Consider the following 16,427-nt stretch of genomic DNA (forward strand, 5'->3'; position numbering starts at 1 on the left):
CTACTGCGCTTGTTGACGCTGAAGCACTTGCTACTGCGCTTGTTGACGCTGAAGCTGAGGCTACTGCACTTGTTGATGCTGAAGCTGAGGCTACTGCACTTGTTGATGCTGAAGCTGAAGCTACTGCACTTGTTGATGCTGAAGCTGAAGCGACCGCACTTGTCGATGCTGATGCACTTGCTACTGCGCTAGTCGATGCTGATGCTGAAGCGACCGCACTTGTTGATGCTGAAGCTGAAGCGACCGCGCTGGTTGATGCTGATGCACTTGCTACTGCACTTGTCGATGCTGAAGCTGAAGCTACCGCACTTGTTGACGCTGAAGCTGAGGCTACCGCACTGGTTGATGCTGAGGCACTTGCCACTGCACTTGTCGATGCTGATGCTGAAGCGACCGCGCTAGTTGATGCTGATGCACTTGCTACTGCACTTGTTGAGGCTGAGGCTGAAGCTACCGCACTTGTTGATGCTGAAGCACTTGCTACTGCACTTGTTGATGCTGAAGCTGAAGCGACCGCGCTGGTTGATGCTGATGCACTTGCTACTGCACTTGTTGATGCTGAGGCTGAAGCGACCGCGCTTGTTGATGCTGAGGCACTTGCCACTGCACTTGTCGATGCTGATGCTGAAGCGACCGCGCTAGTCGATGCTGAAGCACTTGCTACCGCACTTGTTGATGCTGATGCTGAGGCTACCGCACTGGTTGATGCTGAGGCACTTGCCACTGCACTTGTCGATGCTGATGCTGAAGCGACCGCGCTTGTTGATGCTGAAGCTGAGGCTACTGCACTTGTTGACGCTGAGGCACTTGCCACTGCGCTTGTTGACGCTGAAGCTGATGCAACCGCACTTGTTGACGCTGAAGCTGATGCTACTGCGCTAGTTGATGCTGATGCTGAGGCTACCGCGCTAGTTGACGCTGAAGCTGAAGCCACCGCACTTGTTGACGCTGATGCTGAAGCTACTGCGCTAGTTGATGCTGATGCTGAGGCTACCGCGCTAGTTGACGCTGATGCTGATGCAACCGCACTTGTTGACGCTGATGCTGATGCTACTGCGCTAGTTGATGCTGAAGCACTTGCTACTGCACTTGTTGATGCTGAGGCTGATGCTACCGCACTTGTTGACGCTGAAGCTGAGGCTACTGCGCTGGTTGATGCTGAAGCACTTGCTACTGCACTTGTTGATGCTGAGGCTGATGCTACCGCACTTGTTGATGCTGAAGCACTTGCTACTGCACTTGTTGACGCTGATGCTGAAGCTACCGCACTTGTTGATGCTGAAGCACTTGCTACTGCGCTTGTTGACGCTGAGGCACTTGCTACCGCACTTGTTGACGCTGATGCTGAGGCTACTGCGCTTGTTGATGCCGAAGCACTTGCTACTGCGCTGGTTGAGGCTGAAGCACTTGCTACTGCACTTGTTGAGGCTGAAGCTGATTCAGAACGATATTTCTTATCTGAAACAGTTTCATCTTGATTATAGACAGTTGGCGGATACGGTTGTGCACCAGATGCTACCTTAGCATTATCTTTATAGTAGACTGTTGCAACGCCATCTTCACTAACATCAATACTAGAAATACGATCGCGACCGTTTGGAACAACCTTGTCGTGAGCTTTTCTGATTTCTTCGCGAACTTTTTCCTTATCAGATTCTGATAAATGATTCTTATCCTTAACTTCAGTCAAGTCAATCGCAGGTTTATTAAACAAGTTCTTCAACTGATCTTGCTGAACGCTAATTTCTCCTACTTCAACAGTGTTTCCACTTGGATCTGTAGCAATCAGCCAACGTCCCCAGCGATTCCCTGATCTCCACGAAAGATCTTTATTAGCAACCGCATTAATGGTAAAGGTGGTTTGGTCATCATTCGTTAAGGTATTGATAATGTTCGTGATTGGACCAGTTCCCCATTCAGGTCTATTTTCGAAGAAGTCCGTCAAGTCTTTTCTATTACCAGAGACCTTCAGTGTGACTAATTTACCACTATTATCTTTACCTGTATAAGTAATCTGGATATTGTCTCCAGCATAGAACAGATAACGACCATTGCTATCTCTCTTAGGCTCTTGACCATTTACTTTGACTGTGTATGTGATTGTTGGTTTCACACGTTCAGGAGTAATCGTACTTGTCGTTACTTCTGAATTGAAACCATCAACTGTAGATTTAGCTGTTACATCACCTGTCGGAAGAAGTCCATTGTTACCATCATAAGCTTTCTTCAAATCCTTCGGATTGAAAGTTACACTTGTTTCATTATCTTCAGCTCTCTTCACGAACGTATGCCCAGCTAGAGTCAAGGTTACAAGAGCTCCAGGCGTTACATTTGTAACAACAATCGATCGATTGGGCAAACCACCAGTTTCATTTGTAGAATCAACTGAGATAACTGGTGCTTGTGGGTTAACTGTGTAGGTGATCGGAACACGTTGTTTCACACGTACTCCCGTACCATCAGCAGGTAGTTCAACTTCTACATCTTTTGTGAATCTACCAACTCTAGAAAGATCTGGAGCTCCATCAATCCAAGTGAACTTAGTTTTATTTACATTATAATCAGGGCTTCCTGTCACCTTGGTGATAGAATCTTTCGGATTTGCAGCTACGCGTTGATACTCAGGATCATTTGTCTGATTCTGAGTAAAAATATAGGACTGATTTGACTCGAACTTGTAAACATCATGAACAACATCGACAGTCTTACTCAAAACTTTGGATGCTGTTGTCTCACCGAAACGACCCACAGGGTATGTAAATGTAAATTTATATCGATGACTTCCTGCCTCCGCAGTGCTAATAGGCGATGTTGTCTGAGAAGCGCCTCCTACTTTGGTCCATTTCTGACTAGCACCTGAAGGGAAGGCATCTCCGACACGAGAGACATAGTCCAACCAGAATGTACCATTATGAGGAGGGGTCCCTTGAATATCATTGATTGCAGGCTTAGGTGCAATTGTCGCCATAACATTATAATTAACAGTAACATCATCTGTAGATCCATCCGCGTATGTGACTGTTGCTACAGCCTTTTTATTATCCCCAGAGTTAGTTGTGTTAATTGGTGTCTTCCAAGTAACAGTGGCACCTTGCGGTAATTGTTTCCCACCGTCAAGCTGAACAAAGTTAGCGGCATTTGACAAATCACTAGCTGTTTCACCAACATAAGTATAGACAGTTGGCACCTTGGCTACAGCATTGTATTTATCCGTCTGATTTTTGATTACAAATTTTACATAACCATTGTCAGCAACACCATTCTTCGCATGAACACTGTCTGTGACGCCACGATCATCTGTTGCCATCAAATAGCGTTCAAATGATCCTATCGGTGCCGTTTTATCTAGAGTACCTGTAAGGGTAATCGTTGCATTAGCTTGATTCGTTAAGCTAGTAATCGGATTTGAACGATTGATACCAGTATATCCTGCGTAGTTGTTCCCGTTTGCATTATCCGCAGTATAATATTGCGGCTCAAACTTCAATGAAGAAATCTTGCCAGAATCATCCGTTGCACTAAAGGTTACATTAACTTGTTCTCCACGGTATAGATAGATTTCCTTAGTCGTAGCATTATCATAAGGGATCACCAACTTAGGTCGCTCATTAACTGTAAGCGACTGCGGAACAGTATTCCTTGTCAAATCCTTATAAATAATCGTTGCAGTACCATCGCTTGCAACTTCGATGTCTTTGATACGGTGAGTTGTCTGATTATTCTTAGCGTAGATGGCATTCTTGACAGCTGTCTTTTCAGGTCCAGTCAAGTTACTCTTATCTACAACTGGTGTAAGTTCAGGATTAGTCACTGCAAGACGGTCTTTCAGTTGTCCTTGGGTGATACGAACATTACCAGTTCCTACAGTTCCGTTGACATTTCCTACTTGGTCCGTTGCAACTGCATTCCGTTGCCAAGTATTTCCTGACTTCCACTCCAGATCATCCTTCATATGAGCATTAACTGTGATAGTCGCAGGGTTTTCTGGTGTAGCTGTGATATCTCCTGTCAAGAGCCCTACAGTTCCTGTACCATATTTAGGATCTTCAAAGAAGTTATCTCTCAAGCCTGGTTGGCTTCCATCTGCTCTAGGTACAATCTTGAACTCTTTTAACTTACCACTATTATCAGTCGCAGTAAATTTAATGGTGAAGTCATCACCAGCATAGACGATGTGTTCATTTCCATTACCAGCAACTGGACTTGGAGTCGCTGGGATAGTCTGACCACCACGTGTCACTGTAACAGCAGGGACAGGTACTTCCGTTTCCGCTCTTACACTTGCTCGAACGTAATCCACAGTGTTATCACGATAGGTAAGTTTGATTTCACCAGTATCAGACACTGTAATTTCTTTACCGCCTTCAGAACCCTTCACATAGTCAGTACCTGAAAGGATAGTAGCATTTTGTCTCTTGAAGTTTGCAAGGATTTGAGCTTTCTCAGTTTCACTCAAGGCTGAAGGGTTGTTAACTGTAACAGTATCACCACTTACAGGTTCGTTACGTTCATTGAAGCCTTTGATGTTAATAGTCAAACGACCTAAAGTACTCTGTCCAGCAGTGTCAAATACTTTGAAGTCAAGATTGTAAACACCTGGAGTCATTGGATTCCATACATTGGAATTGAGTTCACGACCAATTGTACCACTTACCACTGATATATGTTCAGTAGGATTTTTCCCGCCATGATAACCTTTGTATCCCGTCTGTACGTCTGGTATACGACTCATCGTCAGACCAGTGATGATAGTATTGTTCGGGTCAGCTAACGTACTTAGCACCCCTTTATCATCTCTCATGACAAAAGGAATTCCGTTTGGTCCATTTAGCAATCCATCATTGTATACTTCAACATACGAAGGGTTGATAGAGATAGTCGGTTTTTTATCTTCTGCTCTTTGACCTGCACCAGTAGCAACCGTTCCATGCATAATTCTAGTGTAGTTACCAGCAGTAGATTCACTATCGAATGGTCGACTACTTGTAGCTACTTGCGCATCCAAAGTGGCTTCGCTAGAATTATTATTCACTGTTGCATAGATTAAAATAGTCGCATCTAAGTTCCTATTCAAATCATGGCGCTTGTTAAAGACGTACTCATTTCCAGAACCACCACGTTTCTCCATCGGTTCTCCATTGAAAAGAACACGAGTGATGGTTGTGTTTTTATCCACTTGCGCGATCAGACCTGCATAGTTAAGTGCACTCTGCGAATGCATGTTGATACGCCAAAGAACTTCACGGTTACCGCTCGCAAATGTTCCTTGCTCAAGCGAGGCAGTCGTATGTTCGTTAAGAGTTACAGGGGCAAAACCTCTGAGGCTTTCTCCTGTTGGCATAGCTTGCCCGTTACGGCTGTCACGCTGACCTGAATTTGCACGTAAAACAGCATTAGCGATAGAGTTACGAGCTGAAGTTGCCCTTTGCACCACTGCTGTCAAATCACCAGTTGGATTTGCAAGTGCTTTTTCAATCTCTACTACAGCAGCATTCACCTTGGTGATAGCTGAATCGGTATTTGGTAAACCAGCAGCCTTAGCTAGATATTCACCCATTTCAGCTGAAAGTTTAGCTAGTTTTTTACGATCTTCTTCTGCCTTCTTAGCTGTCGCTTCTGATGTTACAGTAGCAGCAATGGCTGTAGTAGCAGTAGTCATCACATCCCCTTGTTTAGGGCTGAGATTTTCTACTTTAGAAATAGCATTGGCAAGTGTTACCTTACCATCCAAAGTTGGAGTAGCAGCTTCCTTTTGGCTAGCAGTTTCTTGGGTATTGGTTCGGCTAGCGTCTGCTTGACTTTCCGTTTGTGGAGTAGCTACAGTAGCAGTCTGTGAACTACTTACAGTTGAAGTAGCTGATGCTGATACAGATGTACTTGTAGAAGCTGATGCACTGGCTACCGCACTGGTTGAAGCTGATGCACTTGCTACAGCACTCGTTGAGGCCGAAGCCGAAGCTACCGCACTGGTTGAGGCCGAAGCTGATGTAGAAGCACTTTCACTGATAGAAGTTGATGCTGAAACAGAAGCTTGCTGCTCATCATCTTTCTTAACAGTTCCCAAGACAGCTTGGTCAGAAGTGGCGAGAGTATCGGTTCCCTCAACCGTTTTCTCAACTGCTGTCTGTTCATTAGCATAGACATGAGATTGAGTCGCAACTCCTCCGCCTATAACAGTTCCAGCGGCAGCTATCCCCTTGAGGATATCTAATCCAGTAATAGAAGTTGACACGCGATCCTCTACAACTTCCGTTGTTACTTGAGCTGTATCAATACCACCACGAAGAACTTTAAACAAGCCAAATAGTGACGTTGAGGCACGTAACCAGTGTTTCCCCGACTTAATTAGCTTATATCGAGTTACACGATCAGTTTCTCTATACCGTCCTTCTTGACGTCTGAAAAACATGTTTTTCCTCCTTAAGTTCATTTTTTTTAAAAAACAAACTATCAAAATAATTAAACTTAAAATCAGTCTTCTATTTGAAGCTATAGTCTTTCTATAAATATATTAACCGATGTTATTTTTTTCTAAAAATTCGGATAGGATTGTTCTCTAAACACTTTATTATAGCACACTTTAATCCCTATTGTCCAAACATTTTAACAATAATTTATATTAATACTAAGCACCACTACTTCTTTTTATGAATAAAGAATAAAAATGATTTTAGAGTCCTTATTTTTAAGAAATATTTAGTTCCAAGCTTCTTTCAAGACATAAATAATATATCTAAAAAAGTTGTACACAGATATAGCATTTTTACGTTTCATTAAAAAAAGCCGCCTGATTGGGCGACTTAATTTTTATAGGGAGATTATTATGAAAAAGTTTTAGGAGTATAAGTTAAGGTCTTTTTAACTTATGAGATAAGTATACAGCTCCTATCTTAAAGTTTCCTTAAGTATTTTTAAATGTGAGATTTTTCCATTTTTCTCGCCAATTTTTCTTAGATAAACGCTGTTGATAAAGCTTCATTCGGTCTTGATTTTCTAAAAAATGAGGAGTTGGAGAAACCTGAAAGTTCAAAATATCTTCCAAACCATAAGGGACAAAGAGCTCTAAAGTTGCGTCAGCTTGCAAGCGAAGTCCTACTGCCGTGCAACGTTCAGGATATTTACTCATGGCATCGCAGGAATTTCTATACGGAGGTGTGTGGGGACTATGTTGGTGCATATAGACTTGATTTTTCAACTCCCACTGATACTGGGGGAAGTCCTCTCTCAGCTTGCTCTCTAGAGCCAGCGTTTCTTCGTAACTCACCTCTGGGTCAAAGAAAATCACATCCACATCCGTTTCACGGTCAAAGGCTGGTTTCTCTGACAAAAGATTCCATATAAAATTTCGAACTGAACCAGCTGCTAACCAGGAATCTTTCAACTCCAAGTCACGGATGATGGTCAGAATAGCCATCATGTCAGGATTTTCTCTGAAAGAGTCTAAAATTTCAGCCTTATTTTTCACTGTATTCATATCCCAAATGTTCATAAGCCTTGGCTGTCGCGACCCGTCCTGAACGAGTTCGCATGATAAAGCCCTTCTGGATCAAGTAAGGTTCATACATATCCTCTACCGTCTCACGCTCTTCCGCAATATTAACCGAAAGAGTACCTAGACCGACAGGACCGCCGCCATACATCTCAATCATGGTGCGAAGGATTTTCTGGTCTACATAGTCCAAACCTTCATGGTCTACATCCAGCATGGTCAAAGCCTTATCTGTAATCACATCATCAATCAAGCCATCGCCCATAATCTGCGCAAAGTCGCGCACGCGCTTGAGCAGTCGATTGGCAATACGAGGAGTTCCACGACTGCGTAAAGCTAACTCAGATGCAGCTTCATGAGTGATTTCCATCTCAAAGATATCTGCCGTCCGCTCGACAATCTCTGTCAAGTCAGCATGGGTATAATATTCCATGTGGCCTGTAATCCCAAAACGGGCACGAAGAGGATTTGAAAGCATCCCTGCTCGTGTCGTCGCCCCAATCAAGGTAAACGGTGGCAAGTCTAGATGGACACTACGGCTAGCTTCTCCTGCACCAATCATGATGTCAATGTAGAAGTCTTCCATGGCACTGTATAGAACCTCTTCTACCGACATGGGCAAGCGATGAATCTCATCAATAAAAAGAACATCTCCTGGCTCCAAGTCATTCAAAATCGCCACCAAATCACCTGCTTTTTCGATGACGGGACCAGACGTCTGCTTGAGATTAACTCCCAATTCATTTGCAATGACAAAAGCCATGGTTGTTTTCCCGAGACCTGGAGGGCCAAACAAAAGAACATGGTCCAGCGCCTCATCACGCATTTTTGCTGCTTCGATAAAGATTTGAAGCTGATCCTTGACCTTGTCTTGTCCGATATATTCACGTAAATATTGGGGACGGAGGGTACGTTCTACCAACTCCTCATCACCCATGATTTCATTATCTAAAATTCTACTCATGTTCCTATTATAGCAAAAATCCAGCCTACAAACAAAAAAGCCACCTGATTTGGTGGCTTCTTTAGGGAGATTATTATGAAAAAGAAAAGTTTAGGATTTCTATTAAATAAAGTTAGGAGGTCTTTATTTAATGATTACATGATACATGAGTAAACTTAAAGTTAACTTAAGATAAAAGAATTATTTTAATTTTTTTCGATCCACCCAAATCATTCCTGTACAATCGTAAATAGATAAGGTTTCAAACCCCAGAGAACTGTAAAACCCCAATGTTTTTTCTGTCTGTTCAGTCGCTAGTTGTACTTGGTAGGCACTCTTATAGTCAGCTAAGGCTTCTTTCATCATAGAACTTCCAATCCCTTGGCGCTGATAACTAGGCAAAACAATCAAATCCTGGACAAAAACGGATGAAAATCCGTCTCCAACCAAACGCACTAAACCAACGATTTTCTCACCATCACGAGCAAGATAAGTCGCTAGTGAATGAGACAAGGCCTGCTCCAGCATCTGGGGTTGATGTGTATAGTTTGTCCAACCAACTGCCTGATAGAGATGCAAAACATCCTCTAACTTGACAATTTCTTGCTTTTTAATAGTGATCATGTCAACACCTATTAAAGCTCTCTTAAGCTCTTGTACTGTCGTCCATTTTTATCAAAATTTTCAGGATCCAACCATGCTTCCAAACGAGCTTTGACTTGTGGCCAGTCCTTATCAATCATAGACAACCAATCCGTATCCCTCGTACGCCCCTTATAAACGACTGCCTGACGGAAGGTTCCTTCATAGACAAATCCCAAACGCTCCGCAGCTCGTCTTGATGGGAGATTTAGAGAATCGCATTTCCACTCGTAGCGACGATAGTTCAGCTCCTCAAAAACATAGCGAGCTAGGAGATACTGAGCCTCTGTCCCTGTACGTGTTCCCCTGAGCTCTGGAGAAAAAGTGACAGCTCCCACTTCTATTACTCGGTTATTCTGGTCAATACGCATAAGAGAAAAAGTTCCCAAAGCCTTACCAGTTGCCTTGTCTATGATTGCATAGTAAAAACGGTCCTTACGAGCCAACATCTGATTTAAAAGGCTGACCAGTTCCTCCATGTCTGCTACTGGTCCCTGAAAGAGGTAGGTCCACATCTCCCGAGGCGTATCAGGGCCATAAACAGCTAATAAATCCTCCGCATGCTTTTCTACCGAGAGAGCCTCTATCCTAGCATAACGCCCTTCTAAGAGATCAATAGCAGGCAATTCACCAGGTGTATAACCTTCCATTGACTCACCAATCATCTGACCATATTCGTTTACTGGCATTTTTCTTCTCCTTGTTTTACGCTGAAAATACTATATCACAAATTGTTCTCTTTGGAAACTGGCACTGTCTTCAAACTTCATACTCAACACTATATTAGTGACCCGTTTTCTGTCTTTTATCCTCTAAGGCTTGATTAATTCGTTGGGTGAGTTTATGAGTTTGCCAGATTTGATACAACCATATCAATCCATAAATTAACAAGAAAAAGAACCAAAGCAAGGGACTCCACAAGGCTGAACCCCAACCAAAAAATAGAGAGGTCAATACTAAAATAGTAGCCGTCACTAATAAATGAACTCCTACACGTATACTAAAAGCAAGAAACTCTAGCTTTTCAAGTATTAAAGTCAATACCCCCATAATTCCACCCATTAAAAAAAGAGCCAGAATATTTTTTGTCATTGGTTCAGGATAAGTAATACCTGGATAAAACTGAGTCAACACCATCATACTCAAATAAAAGAAGGAAGCCGTGCGCATTCCCGATACAAAATAATCAATTAATCGTTTCATGATTTTCTCCTATAAACCTAGATAATTCATTAAGGACTTGACGTATTTCCTACTCACACTAGATTTGATACCCCGAGTCATTTTAGCCATCATGTTCCCTGAAAAACTATCCGATAACGATTCTAAGTGGTCAATATTTATAATTGAATGGCGTGATATCTGTATAAAGTTACGCCGATTAATCCGATTCTGAAAGTTTATCAATGTTTCCTTAGTTTTATAAATCCCATCTACCGTATAAATGGTTAATAAATTCTTGTCAATATCAGCTAGAATAAGATCCTCAATTTTCACCATAACCAGATGATCATCCGTTCGAATAGGAATGACCACCTGATTGGTCGTTGAAAATTGTTCTAAATACTCCATGACTTCCCTTGCTTTGTCAGTTAATTGAGCTGCCTGAATTACAATATGTGGGTCCTTTTCTGAAAACTCTGCCTTCATTTCAAAACGAATCTTCATTTTCTCTCCAATATACTTTTATTTTCTCCTGCTAAACACTTTAACAAATAAAAACCAAAGAAGAATAGCGACGAGACTGATAATAACCACTATAAAGTATGTCTCTTCCTTTGTCAATAGTTCTTGCCAGTTGATTTGGATTCCCATTTTTTCTTGAAATTCCTTTAACAAGCTGCTATTTCCTGTAAATGCGGTCTCTAATGGTTCTTTCATTAAAATTTGTCGATAAAGAGAAGCAATATAAGTTGCAGGGGTACACTTCATGATAATCTGTGCAAAATCAGGTAAAACTCCAATAGGGACATAAGTTCCTACTAAAAATCCAGAAGCAGTTCCCACTATAGTTGCCAGTTTGCCAAGACTATCTACAGATTGAAAACGATAAATCAAGAGAATATTTATCAAACTTGAAAGCAGACTACTTAACAACATAATCAAAGCAATTTCCGGTAAATGACTGATAACTGGACTCTCTTTAAAATAAAGCCCCATAACAGCAAACATAAACACCTGCATGACAAAAGAGATGGCAATACTACTGATTAGATAGGACACCTGTAAACCCCAGCTACCTAAATCTGTCAAGAAGAGATCTTGATCCACTTGATTTTCACGATCCTGTACCATTTGTGTAAGAGCCGTAAAACTGGTTGTAATCCCAGTCACAGCCAAGGTCCCACCCATCAGCCAGTTATTTAAAAGGTTCGTATTATCAGGGAGTTGGGACCAAGCATCCGTCAAGTTCTTCTGCAAAAAAATGATATAAAGGAGGAAGGAAATCAATGCCCCCAATAATGAGAAAAATACTCCTGAACGATTACGAAAATATAAGATAAAATTCCGTTTCAATAAAGCTAACATTAGCGAACCTCTCTTCCTGTAAGTGCAATAAAGGCATCATCCATGGTACCTGGACGAAACTCAAAAGAATCAATTTCTTCTCGTACTTTTGCCAAATATTCAATAGCTTCCAGCGATGTCCTTGGATAAAAAAGATATTCCAACTCATTTTCTTTCTTTACTGTCATTCCAGTCTGTAGCAACTTTTCTAAATCCTTCATTTCTTTAAAACGAATTTTTAGAATATTAGATGCATACTGACTTTTAATAGCCGTCGCAGAACCTTGCGCAATCACTTTCCCATGATCAACGATATAAATCTGATCCGCTTCATCCGCTTCATCCAGATAATGAGTCGTTAAGACAATAGTCATCCCTTCATCCTTTTGTAGTCGAGACAGTAAATCCCAAATGGCTTTGCGAGTCTGAATATCTAGACCTGTCGTTGGTTCATCTAAGAAAAGAATATCTGGCTGTGAAAGAAGAGCACGCGCAATATCAACCCTACGTTTTTGCCCACCTGACAAAGTTCCATATAGTTGCTTCTGGAAAGCAGTCAAACCCAGTTGATGTATCAAATCATCCACACGACTTGCTGCAATCTCCTTATACTGTTGAGCACGAATCGTAAGATTTTCTCTAACCGTCAACATCTCATCCAGTACACTAGCTTGAAAAACAACTCCTATTTTCGTATTTGGAGCATATCGAATCTGACCTTTTGTCGGCTTTTTCAACCCGATTAACATGGAAATGGTGGTTGATTTTCCTGCACCATTGGGACCCAAAATAGCATTAAAACTCCCTTTTTCAAACTCTAACTGAATATCGTCAACAGCCATATAATCGCCGTACCGTTTAGTCAAATGTTTAGCTTGTAAAATCATATTTAGTTCCTCCTCTTTACCTCACCAGTTTAACAAAAAGTATGAAAGAAAAATCGACTTTTGAGATAAGTGGTTAAAATGAGAGGTTAAGTGGTGAGATGGTGGAAACAGAATTATATTTTCATTCAAAAAATCCCCCAGATTCTACTCTGAAGGATTCCTATCTTATTTCACAACAATATTAACCAATTTATTCGGTACACTAATCACTTTCACGATTTCCTTACCGTCAATTTCTGCTTTAACTTTTTCGTTAGCCAGAGCCACTTCTTGCAATTCTTCACGTGAAAGGTCCTTCGCAACCATGAGTTTGGCACGGACTTTACCTTTGATTTGGACGACGATTTCGATTTCGTCTTCAACCAATTTGCTTTCGTCCCATCTTGGCCAAGCCACGTAAGAGATAGACTCGCCCGTTGCTGCGACTGTTTGCCAGAGTTCTTCTGCCAAGTGAGGCGCAAATGGAGCGATCAATTGGATAAAGCCTTTGGCGTAGTCCACATAGAGCTTGTCTTCCTTGTTAGCAGCGTTGACAAAGACCATGAGTTGGGCAATGGCTGTGTTGAATTTCATAGACTCGATTTGCTCTGTGACAGATTTAACCGTTTCGTTGTATACCTTATCAAGAGCACCATTGTTTTCCGCAACGATTTCTTTACTTGTAATCAAACGGTAAACACGGTCTAGGAATTTACGGCTTCCTTCCAAACCTTCTTCTGACCAAGCGATGGAAGCATCAAGTGGTCCCATGAACATTTCATAAACACGAAGGGTATCCGCACCGTATTGTTCCACCACATCGTCTGGGTTGACAACGTTCTTGAGGGATTTAGACATCTTGGCTGGTGCTTGCTCCAATTCTTCCCCTGTTTCCACATGGAAGAAGGAACCGTCACGTTTTTCAACCTTGTCAGTCGCCACAAGAGCACCACGGTGGTCACGGTAACTTGTGCCCAAAATCATTCCTTGGTTAAAGAGTTTTTGGAATGGTTCTTTAGTAGGTACAACACCGATATCATAGAGGAATTTATGCCAGAAGCGAGCGTAAAGCAAGTGAAGCACGGCGTGCTCTGCACCACCCACGTAGATATCTACTGGCAACCATTGTTTTAGGAGGTCCTCATCAGCCAACTTCTCAGTATTATGTGGGTCAATATAGCGGAGGTAGTACCAGCTTGAACCGGCCCATTGTGGCATCGTATTCGTTTCGCGACGACCTTTGACGCCATCTTCACGAGTCACTTCCAGCCAGTCTGTCAAGTTAGCCAATGGGCTTTCCCCAGTACCTGAAGGGCGGATGTCCTTGGTTACTGGCAAGACAAGTGGTAATTCATTTTCTGGAACGGCTGTTGAAGTCCCATCTTCCCAATGAATAATTGGGATTGGTTCACCCCAATAACGTTGACGGCTAAAGAGCCAGTCACGGAGACGGTAAGTCACCTTTTCTTGACCACAACCTTTTTCTTCCAACCAAGCTACAATCTTGGCAATCGCTTCTTCTTTGTTGAGTCCATCTAGGAGGTCTGAATTGACGTGAAGACCATCTTCTGTGTAAGCAGCTTCTTCAACGTTTCCACCTTCCAGCACTTCTACGATTGGTAGGTCAAATTGTTTAGCAAATTCCCAGTCACGTTGGTCGTGGGCTGGTACGGCCATAACGGCACCTGTACCATAGCTAGCAAGAACGTAGTCTGCAATCCAGATTGGAATTTCTTTACCATTGACAGGGTTGATAGCATAGGCACCAGTCCAAACCCCTGTTTTTTCCTTGGCAAGGTCTGTACGAGCCAAGTCTGATTTCAAGCTAGCTTGGTGTTTGTAATCAGCTACAGCCTCAGCTTGTTCAGGACTTGTGATAGCATCTACCAAGTCATGCTCAGGAGCCAAGACAGTGAAAGTTGCACCAAAAAGAGTATCAGGACGAGTGGTAAAGACGGTGAATTCCTTGTCTATTCCTTTCACTTTGAAAGTGACATTGGCACCAGTTGATTTCCCAATCCAGTTGCGTTGCATGTCCTTGATAGACTCTGGCCAGTCAAGGTCATCCAAGTCAGTCAGCAAGCGTTCTGCATAGGCAGTGATTTTGAGCATCCATTGGCGCATTGGTTTGCGGACAACTGGATAGCCTCCACGCTCAGATGTTCCATCTGGAAGAACTTCTTCGTTGGCGATAGCTGTTCCCAATTCCTCCACCCAGTTTACTGGCACTTCAGCTTCATAAGCCAAACCTTTTTCGTAAAGCTTAGTGAAGATCCATTGTGTCCACTTGTAGTAGTTTGGATCTGTTGTGTTGACTTCACGATCCCAGTCGTAAGAGAATCCAAGCGCATTGATTTGACGTTTGAAGTTAGCAATGTTTTCAGCCGTAAATTCCGCTGGGTCATTACCAGTATCCATAGCGTATTGCTCTGCAGGCAAACCAAAAGCATCCCACCCCATTGGGTGAAGGACATTGTAGCCTTGGGCACGTTTGAAACGACTAAGAATATCTGTCGCTGTATAGCCTTCTGGGTGCCCTACGTGCAGACCTGCTCCAGATGGATAAGGGAACATGTCCAATGCATAAAACTTGGGTTTTGAAGCGTCTGTTCCTGTCTTAAAAGTGTGATTGTCAGCCCAGTGTTTCTGCCACTTAGGCTCAATTTCTTTATGATTGTAAAAACTCATGGTATCTCTCCAATTTTCGTGATGCTCCTATTATACCATTTTTTATAAGAATAGTGCTCTTCTTTTCTTGGTTTTGAATGATATCCGAGTTGAACATTAAGTAGTTTATTTGCTTTTTCTTGAAATTCTCTCTAAAAATTTTATCCAATGAATACAAAATCCTAATAATAGTAGAATACTCAGCTAGTTATATAGATGCAAAATCATACTTTTTATGGTAGAATGTTAAGAAAGAGCTTTCTCAAAGGGGGAAAAGATGAACAAACAAACCATCGCAGTTATAGGACCTGGTTCTTGGGGAACTGCCCTATCACAAGTCCTAAATGACAATGGTCATGAAGTTCGTATATGGGGAAACATTCCCGAGCAAATCAACGAAATCAATACACATCATACTAACAAACACTATTTTAAGGATATTGTCTTAGATGAAAAAATTGTAGCCTACCAAGACCTAGAAGTAGCCTTGAAGGATGTAGATGCTGTTTTATTTGTCGTCCCAACCAAGGTTACACGACTAGTTGCCCAACAAGTTGCTGCCGTTCTTGATCATAAAGTGGTCGTCATGCACGCATCAAAAGGTCTTGAACCGAATAGTCACCAACGTCTTTCAACCATTCTTGAAGAAGAAATCCCTGAAGAACTTAGAAGCGATATCGTCGTCGTATCGGGGCCTAGCCATGCCGAAGAAACAATTGTACGCGACATTACCTTGATTACCGCCGCATCTAAGGACTTAGATACAGCCCAGTATGTTCAAGAACTCTTTAGCAACCACTACTTCCGTCTTTATACCAATACAGATGTCATCGGAGTAGAAACAGCTGGTGCTCTTAAGAATATCATCGCAGTGGGAGCTGGTGCCCTTCATGGACTTGGATTTGGAGACAATGCTAAAGCTGCTATTATCACGCGCGGGCTTGCGGAAATCACTCGTCTAGGAGTCAAGCTTGGAGCAAATCCATTAACTTACAGTGGTCTTTCAGGTGTTGGTGATTTGATCGTTACTGGAACTTCTATCCACTCACGTAACTGGCGCGCTGGAGATGCTCTGGGGCGCGGAGAAGCCTTGGCAGATATCGAAGCTAACATGGGAATGGTGATTGAAGGGATTTCAACGACCAAAGCGGCCTACGAGTTGGCACAAGAGCTTGGAGTCTATATGCCTATTACCCAAGCCATCTACCAAGTTATTTATGAAAATGTAAATATTAAAGATGCTGTTTCTGAACTTATGAACAATGAGTTCAAGGCAGAAAACGAGTGGTCTTAAACCACAGTTAGAAAGGAA

General features: G+C 42.3%; 11 protein-coding genes. 1 reads left to right on the top strand and 10 read right to left on the bottom strand.

Going from position 1 to position 16,427, the window contains the following annotated elements:
• The 10 genes from QM887_RS03420 to leuS form a co-directional block, all read right to left on the bottom strand.
• On the bottom strand, positions 1–6,409 hold a 6,409-nt coding region (locus QM887_RS03420), incomplete at its 3' end, for an accessory Sec-dependent serine-rich glycoprotein adhesin (protein WP_414270509.1).
• Positions 6,410–6,901: 492 nt separating this feature from the next.
• A complete protein-coding gene (locus QM887_RS03425) occupies positions 6,902–7,474 on the bottom strand; it encodes a nucleotidyltransferase family protein (protein ID WP_414270510.1) in 573 nt (190 codons plus the stop codon).
• On the bottom strand, positions 7,455–8,453 hold the full coding sequence (ruvB, locus tag QM887_RS03430; RefSeq protein ID WP_006149273.1) for a Holliday junction branch migration DNA helicase RuvB: 999 nt from the start codon (positions 8,451–8,453) through the stop codon (positions 7,455–7,457). The genes QM887_RS03425 and ruvB overlap by 20 nt, the downstream gene beginning before the upstream one ends.
• A gap of 180 nt (positions 8,454–8,633) precedes the next feature.
• On the bottom strand, positions 8,634–9,056 hold the full coding sequence (locus tag QM887_RS03435; protein WP_414270512.1) for a GNAT family N-acetyltransferase: 423 nt from the start codon (positions 9,054–9,056) through the stop codon (positions 8,634–8,636).
• Positions 9,057–9,067: 11 nt separating this feature from the next.
• Entirely contained in the window at positions 9,068–9,763 is a 696-nt protein-coding gene (locus QM887_RS03440) for a GNAT family N-acetyltransferase (RefSeq protein WP_414270513.1), read from the bottom strand.
• Positions 9,764–9,857: 94 nt separating this feature from the next.
• Positions 9,858–10,277: a DUF3021 domain-containing protein gene (locus QM887_RS03445; RefSeq protein WP_153219816.1), complete on the bottom strand. Its 420-nt coding sequence runs from the start codon at positions 10,275–10,277 to the stop codon at positions 9,858–9,860.
• Between the two features lie 9 nt (positions 10,278–10,286).
• Entirely contained in the window at positions 10,287–10,742 is a 456-nt protein-coding gene (locus tag QM887_RS03450; RefSeq protein WP_414270514.1) for a LytTR family DNA-binding domain-containing protein, read from the bottom strand.
• Between the two features lie 18 nt (positions 10,743–10,760).
• On the bottom strand, positions 10,761–11,603 hold the full coding sequence (locus QM887_RS03455; protein ID WP_414270515.1) for an ABC transporter permease: 843 nt from the start codon (positions 11,601–11,603) through the stop codon (positions 10,761–10,763).
• Complete coding sequence (locus QM887_RS03460; RefSeq protein WP_414270516.1) at positions 11,603–12,469, bottom strand: ATP-binding cassette domain-containing protein; 867 nt, start codon at positions 12,467–12,469, stop codon at positions 11,603–11,605. Before QM887_RS03460 ends, QM887_RS03455 begins: the two co-directional genes overlap by 1 nt.
• Before the next feature lie 165 nt (positions 12,470–12,634).
• A complete protein-coding gene (gene leuS / locus QM887_RS03465) occupies positions 12,635–15,136 on the bottom strand; it encodes a leucine--tRNA ligase (RefSeq protein WP_414270518.1) in 2,502 nt (833 codons plus the stop codon).
• 256 nt (positions 15,137–15,392) lie between these two features.
• Here leuS and QM887_RS03470 point away from each other — a divergent pair, with 256 nt between their 5' ends.
• Positions 15,393–16,409 (top strand): NAD(P)H-dependent glycerol-3-phosphate dehydrogenase, encoded by a 1,017-nt coding sequence (locus QM887_RS03470; RefSeq protein ID WP_414270519.1) that lies wholly within the window; start codon positions 15,393–15,395, stop codon positions 16,407–16,409.
• Positions 16,410–16,427: the final 18 nt, after the last annotated feature.

The organism is Streptococcus infantis, assembly GCF_047460875.1.
In the GTDB taxonomy this organism is placed as follows: domain Bacteria; phylum Bacillota; class Bacilli; order Lactobacillales; family Streptococcaceae; genus Streptococcus; species Streptococcus infantis_AA.

Bases quoted from the DNA above. Each gene is read 5' to 3' on its own strand.
- leuS (WP_414270518.1), bottom strand. From the start codon at position 15,136: ATGAGTTTTTACAATCATAAAGAAATTGAGCCTAAGTGGCAGAAACAC.
- QM887_RS03450 (WP_414270514.1), bottom strand. From the start codon at position 10,742: ATGAAGATTCGTTTTGAAATGAAGGCAGAGTTTTCAGAAAAGGACCCA.
- QM887_RS03460 (WP_414270516.1), bottom strand. From the start codon at position 12,469: ATGATTTTACAAGCTAAACATTTGACTAAACGGTACGGCGATTATATG.
- ruvB (WP_006149273.1), bottom strand. From the start codon at position 8,453: ATGAGTAGAATTTTAGATAATGAAATCATGGGTGATGAGGAGTTGGTA.
- QM887_RS03440 (WP_414270513.1), bottom strand. From the start codon at position 9,763: ATGCCAGTAAACGAATATGGTCAGATGATTGGTGAGTCAATGGAAGGT.
- QM887_RS03425 (WP_414270510.1), bottom strand. From the start codon at position 7,474: ATGAATACAGTGAAAAATAAGGCTGAAATTTTAGACTCTTTCAGAGAA.
- QM887_RS03445 (WP_153219816.1), bottom strand. From the start codon at position 10,277: ATGAAACGATTAATTGATTATTTTGTATCGGGAATGCGCACGGCTTCC.
- QM887_RS03435 (WP_414270512.1), bottom strand. From the start codon at position 9,056: ATGATCACTATTAAAAAGCAAGAAATTGTCAAGTTAGAGGATGTTTTG.
- QM887_RS03455 (WP_414270515.1), bottom strand. From the start codon at position 11,603: ATGTTAGCTTTATTGAAACGGAATTTTATCTTATATTTTCGTAATCGT.
- QM887_RS03470 (WP_414270519.1), top strand. From the start codon at position 15,393: ATGAACAAACAAACCATCGCAGTTATAGGACCTGGTTCTTGGGGAACT.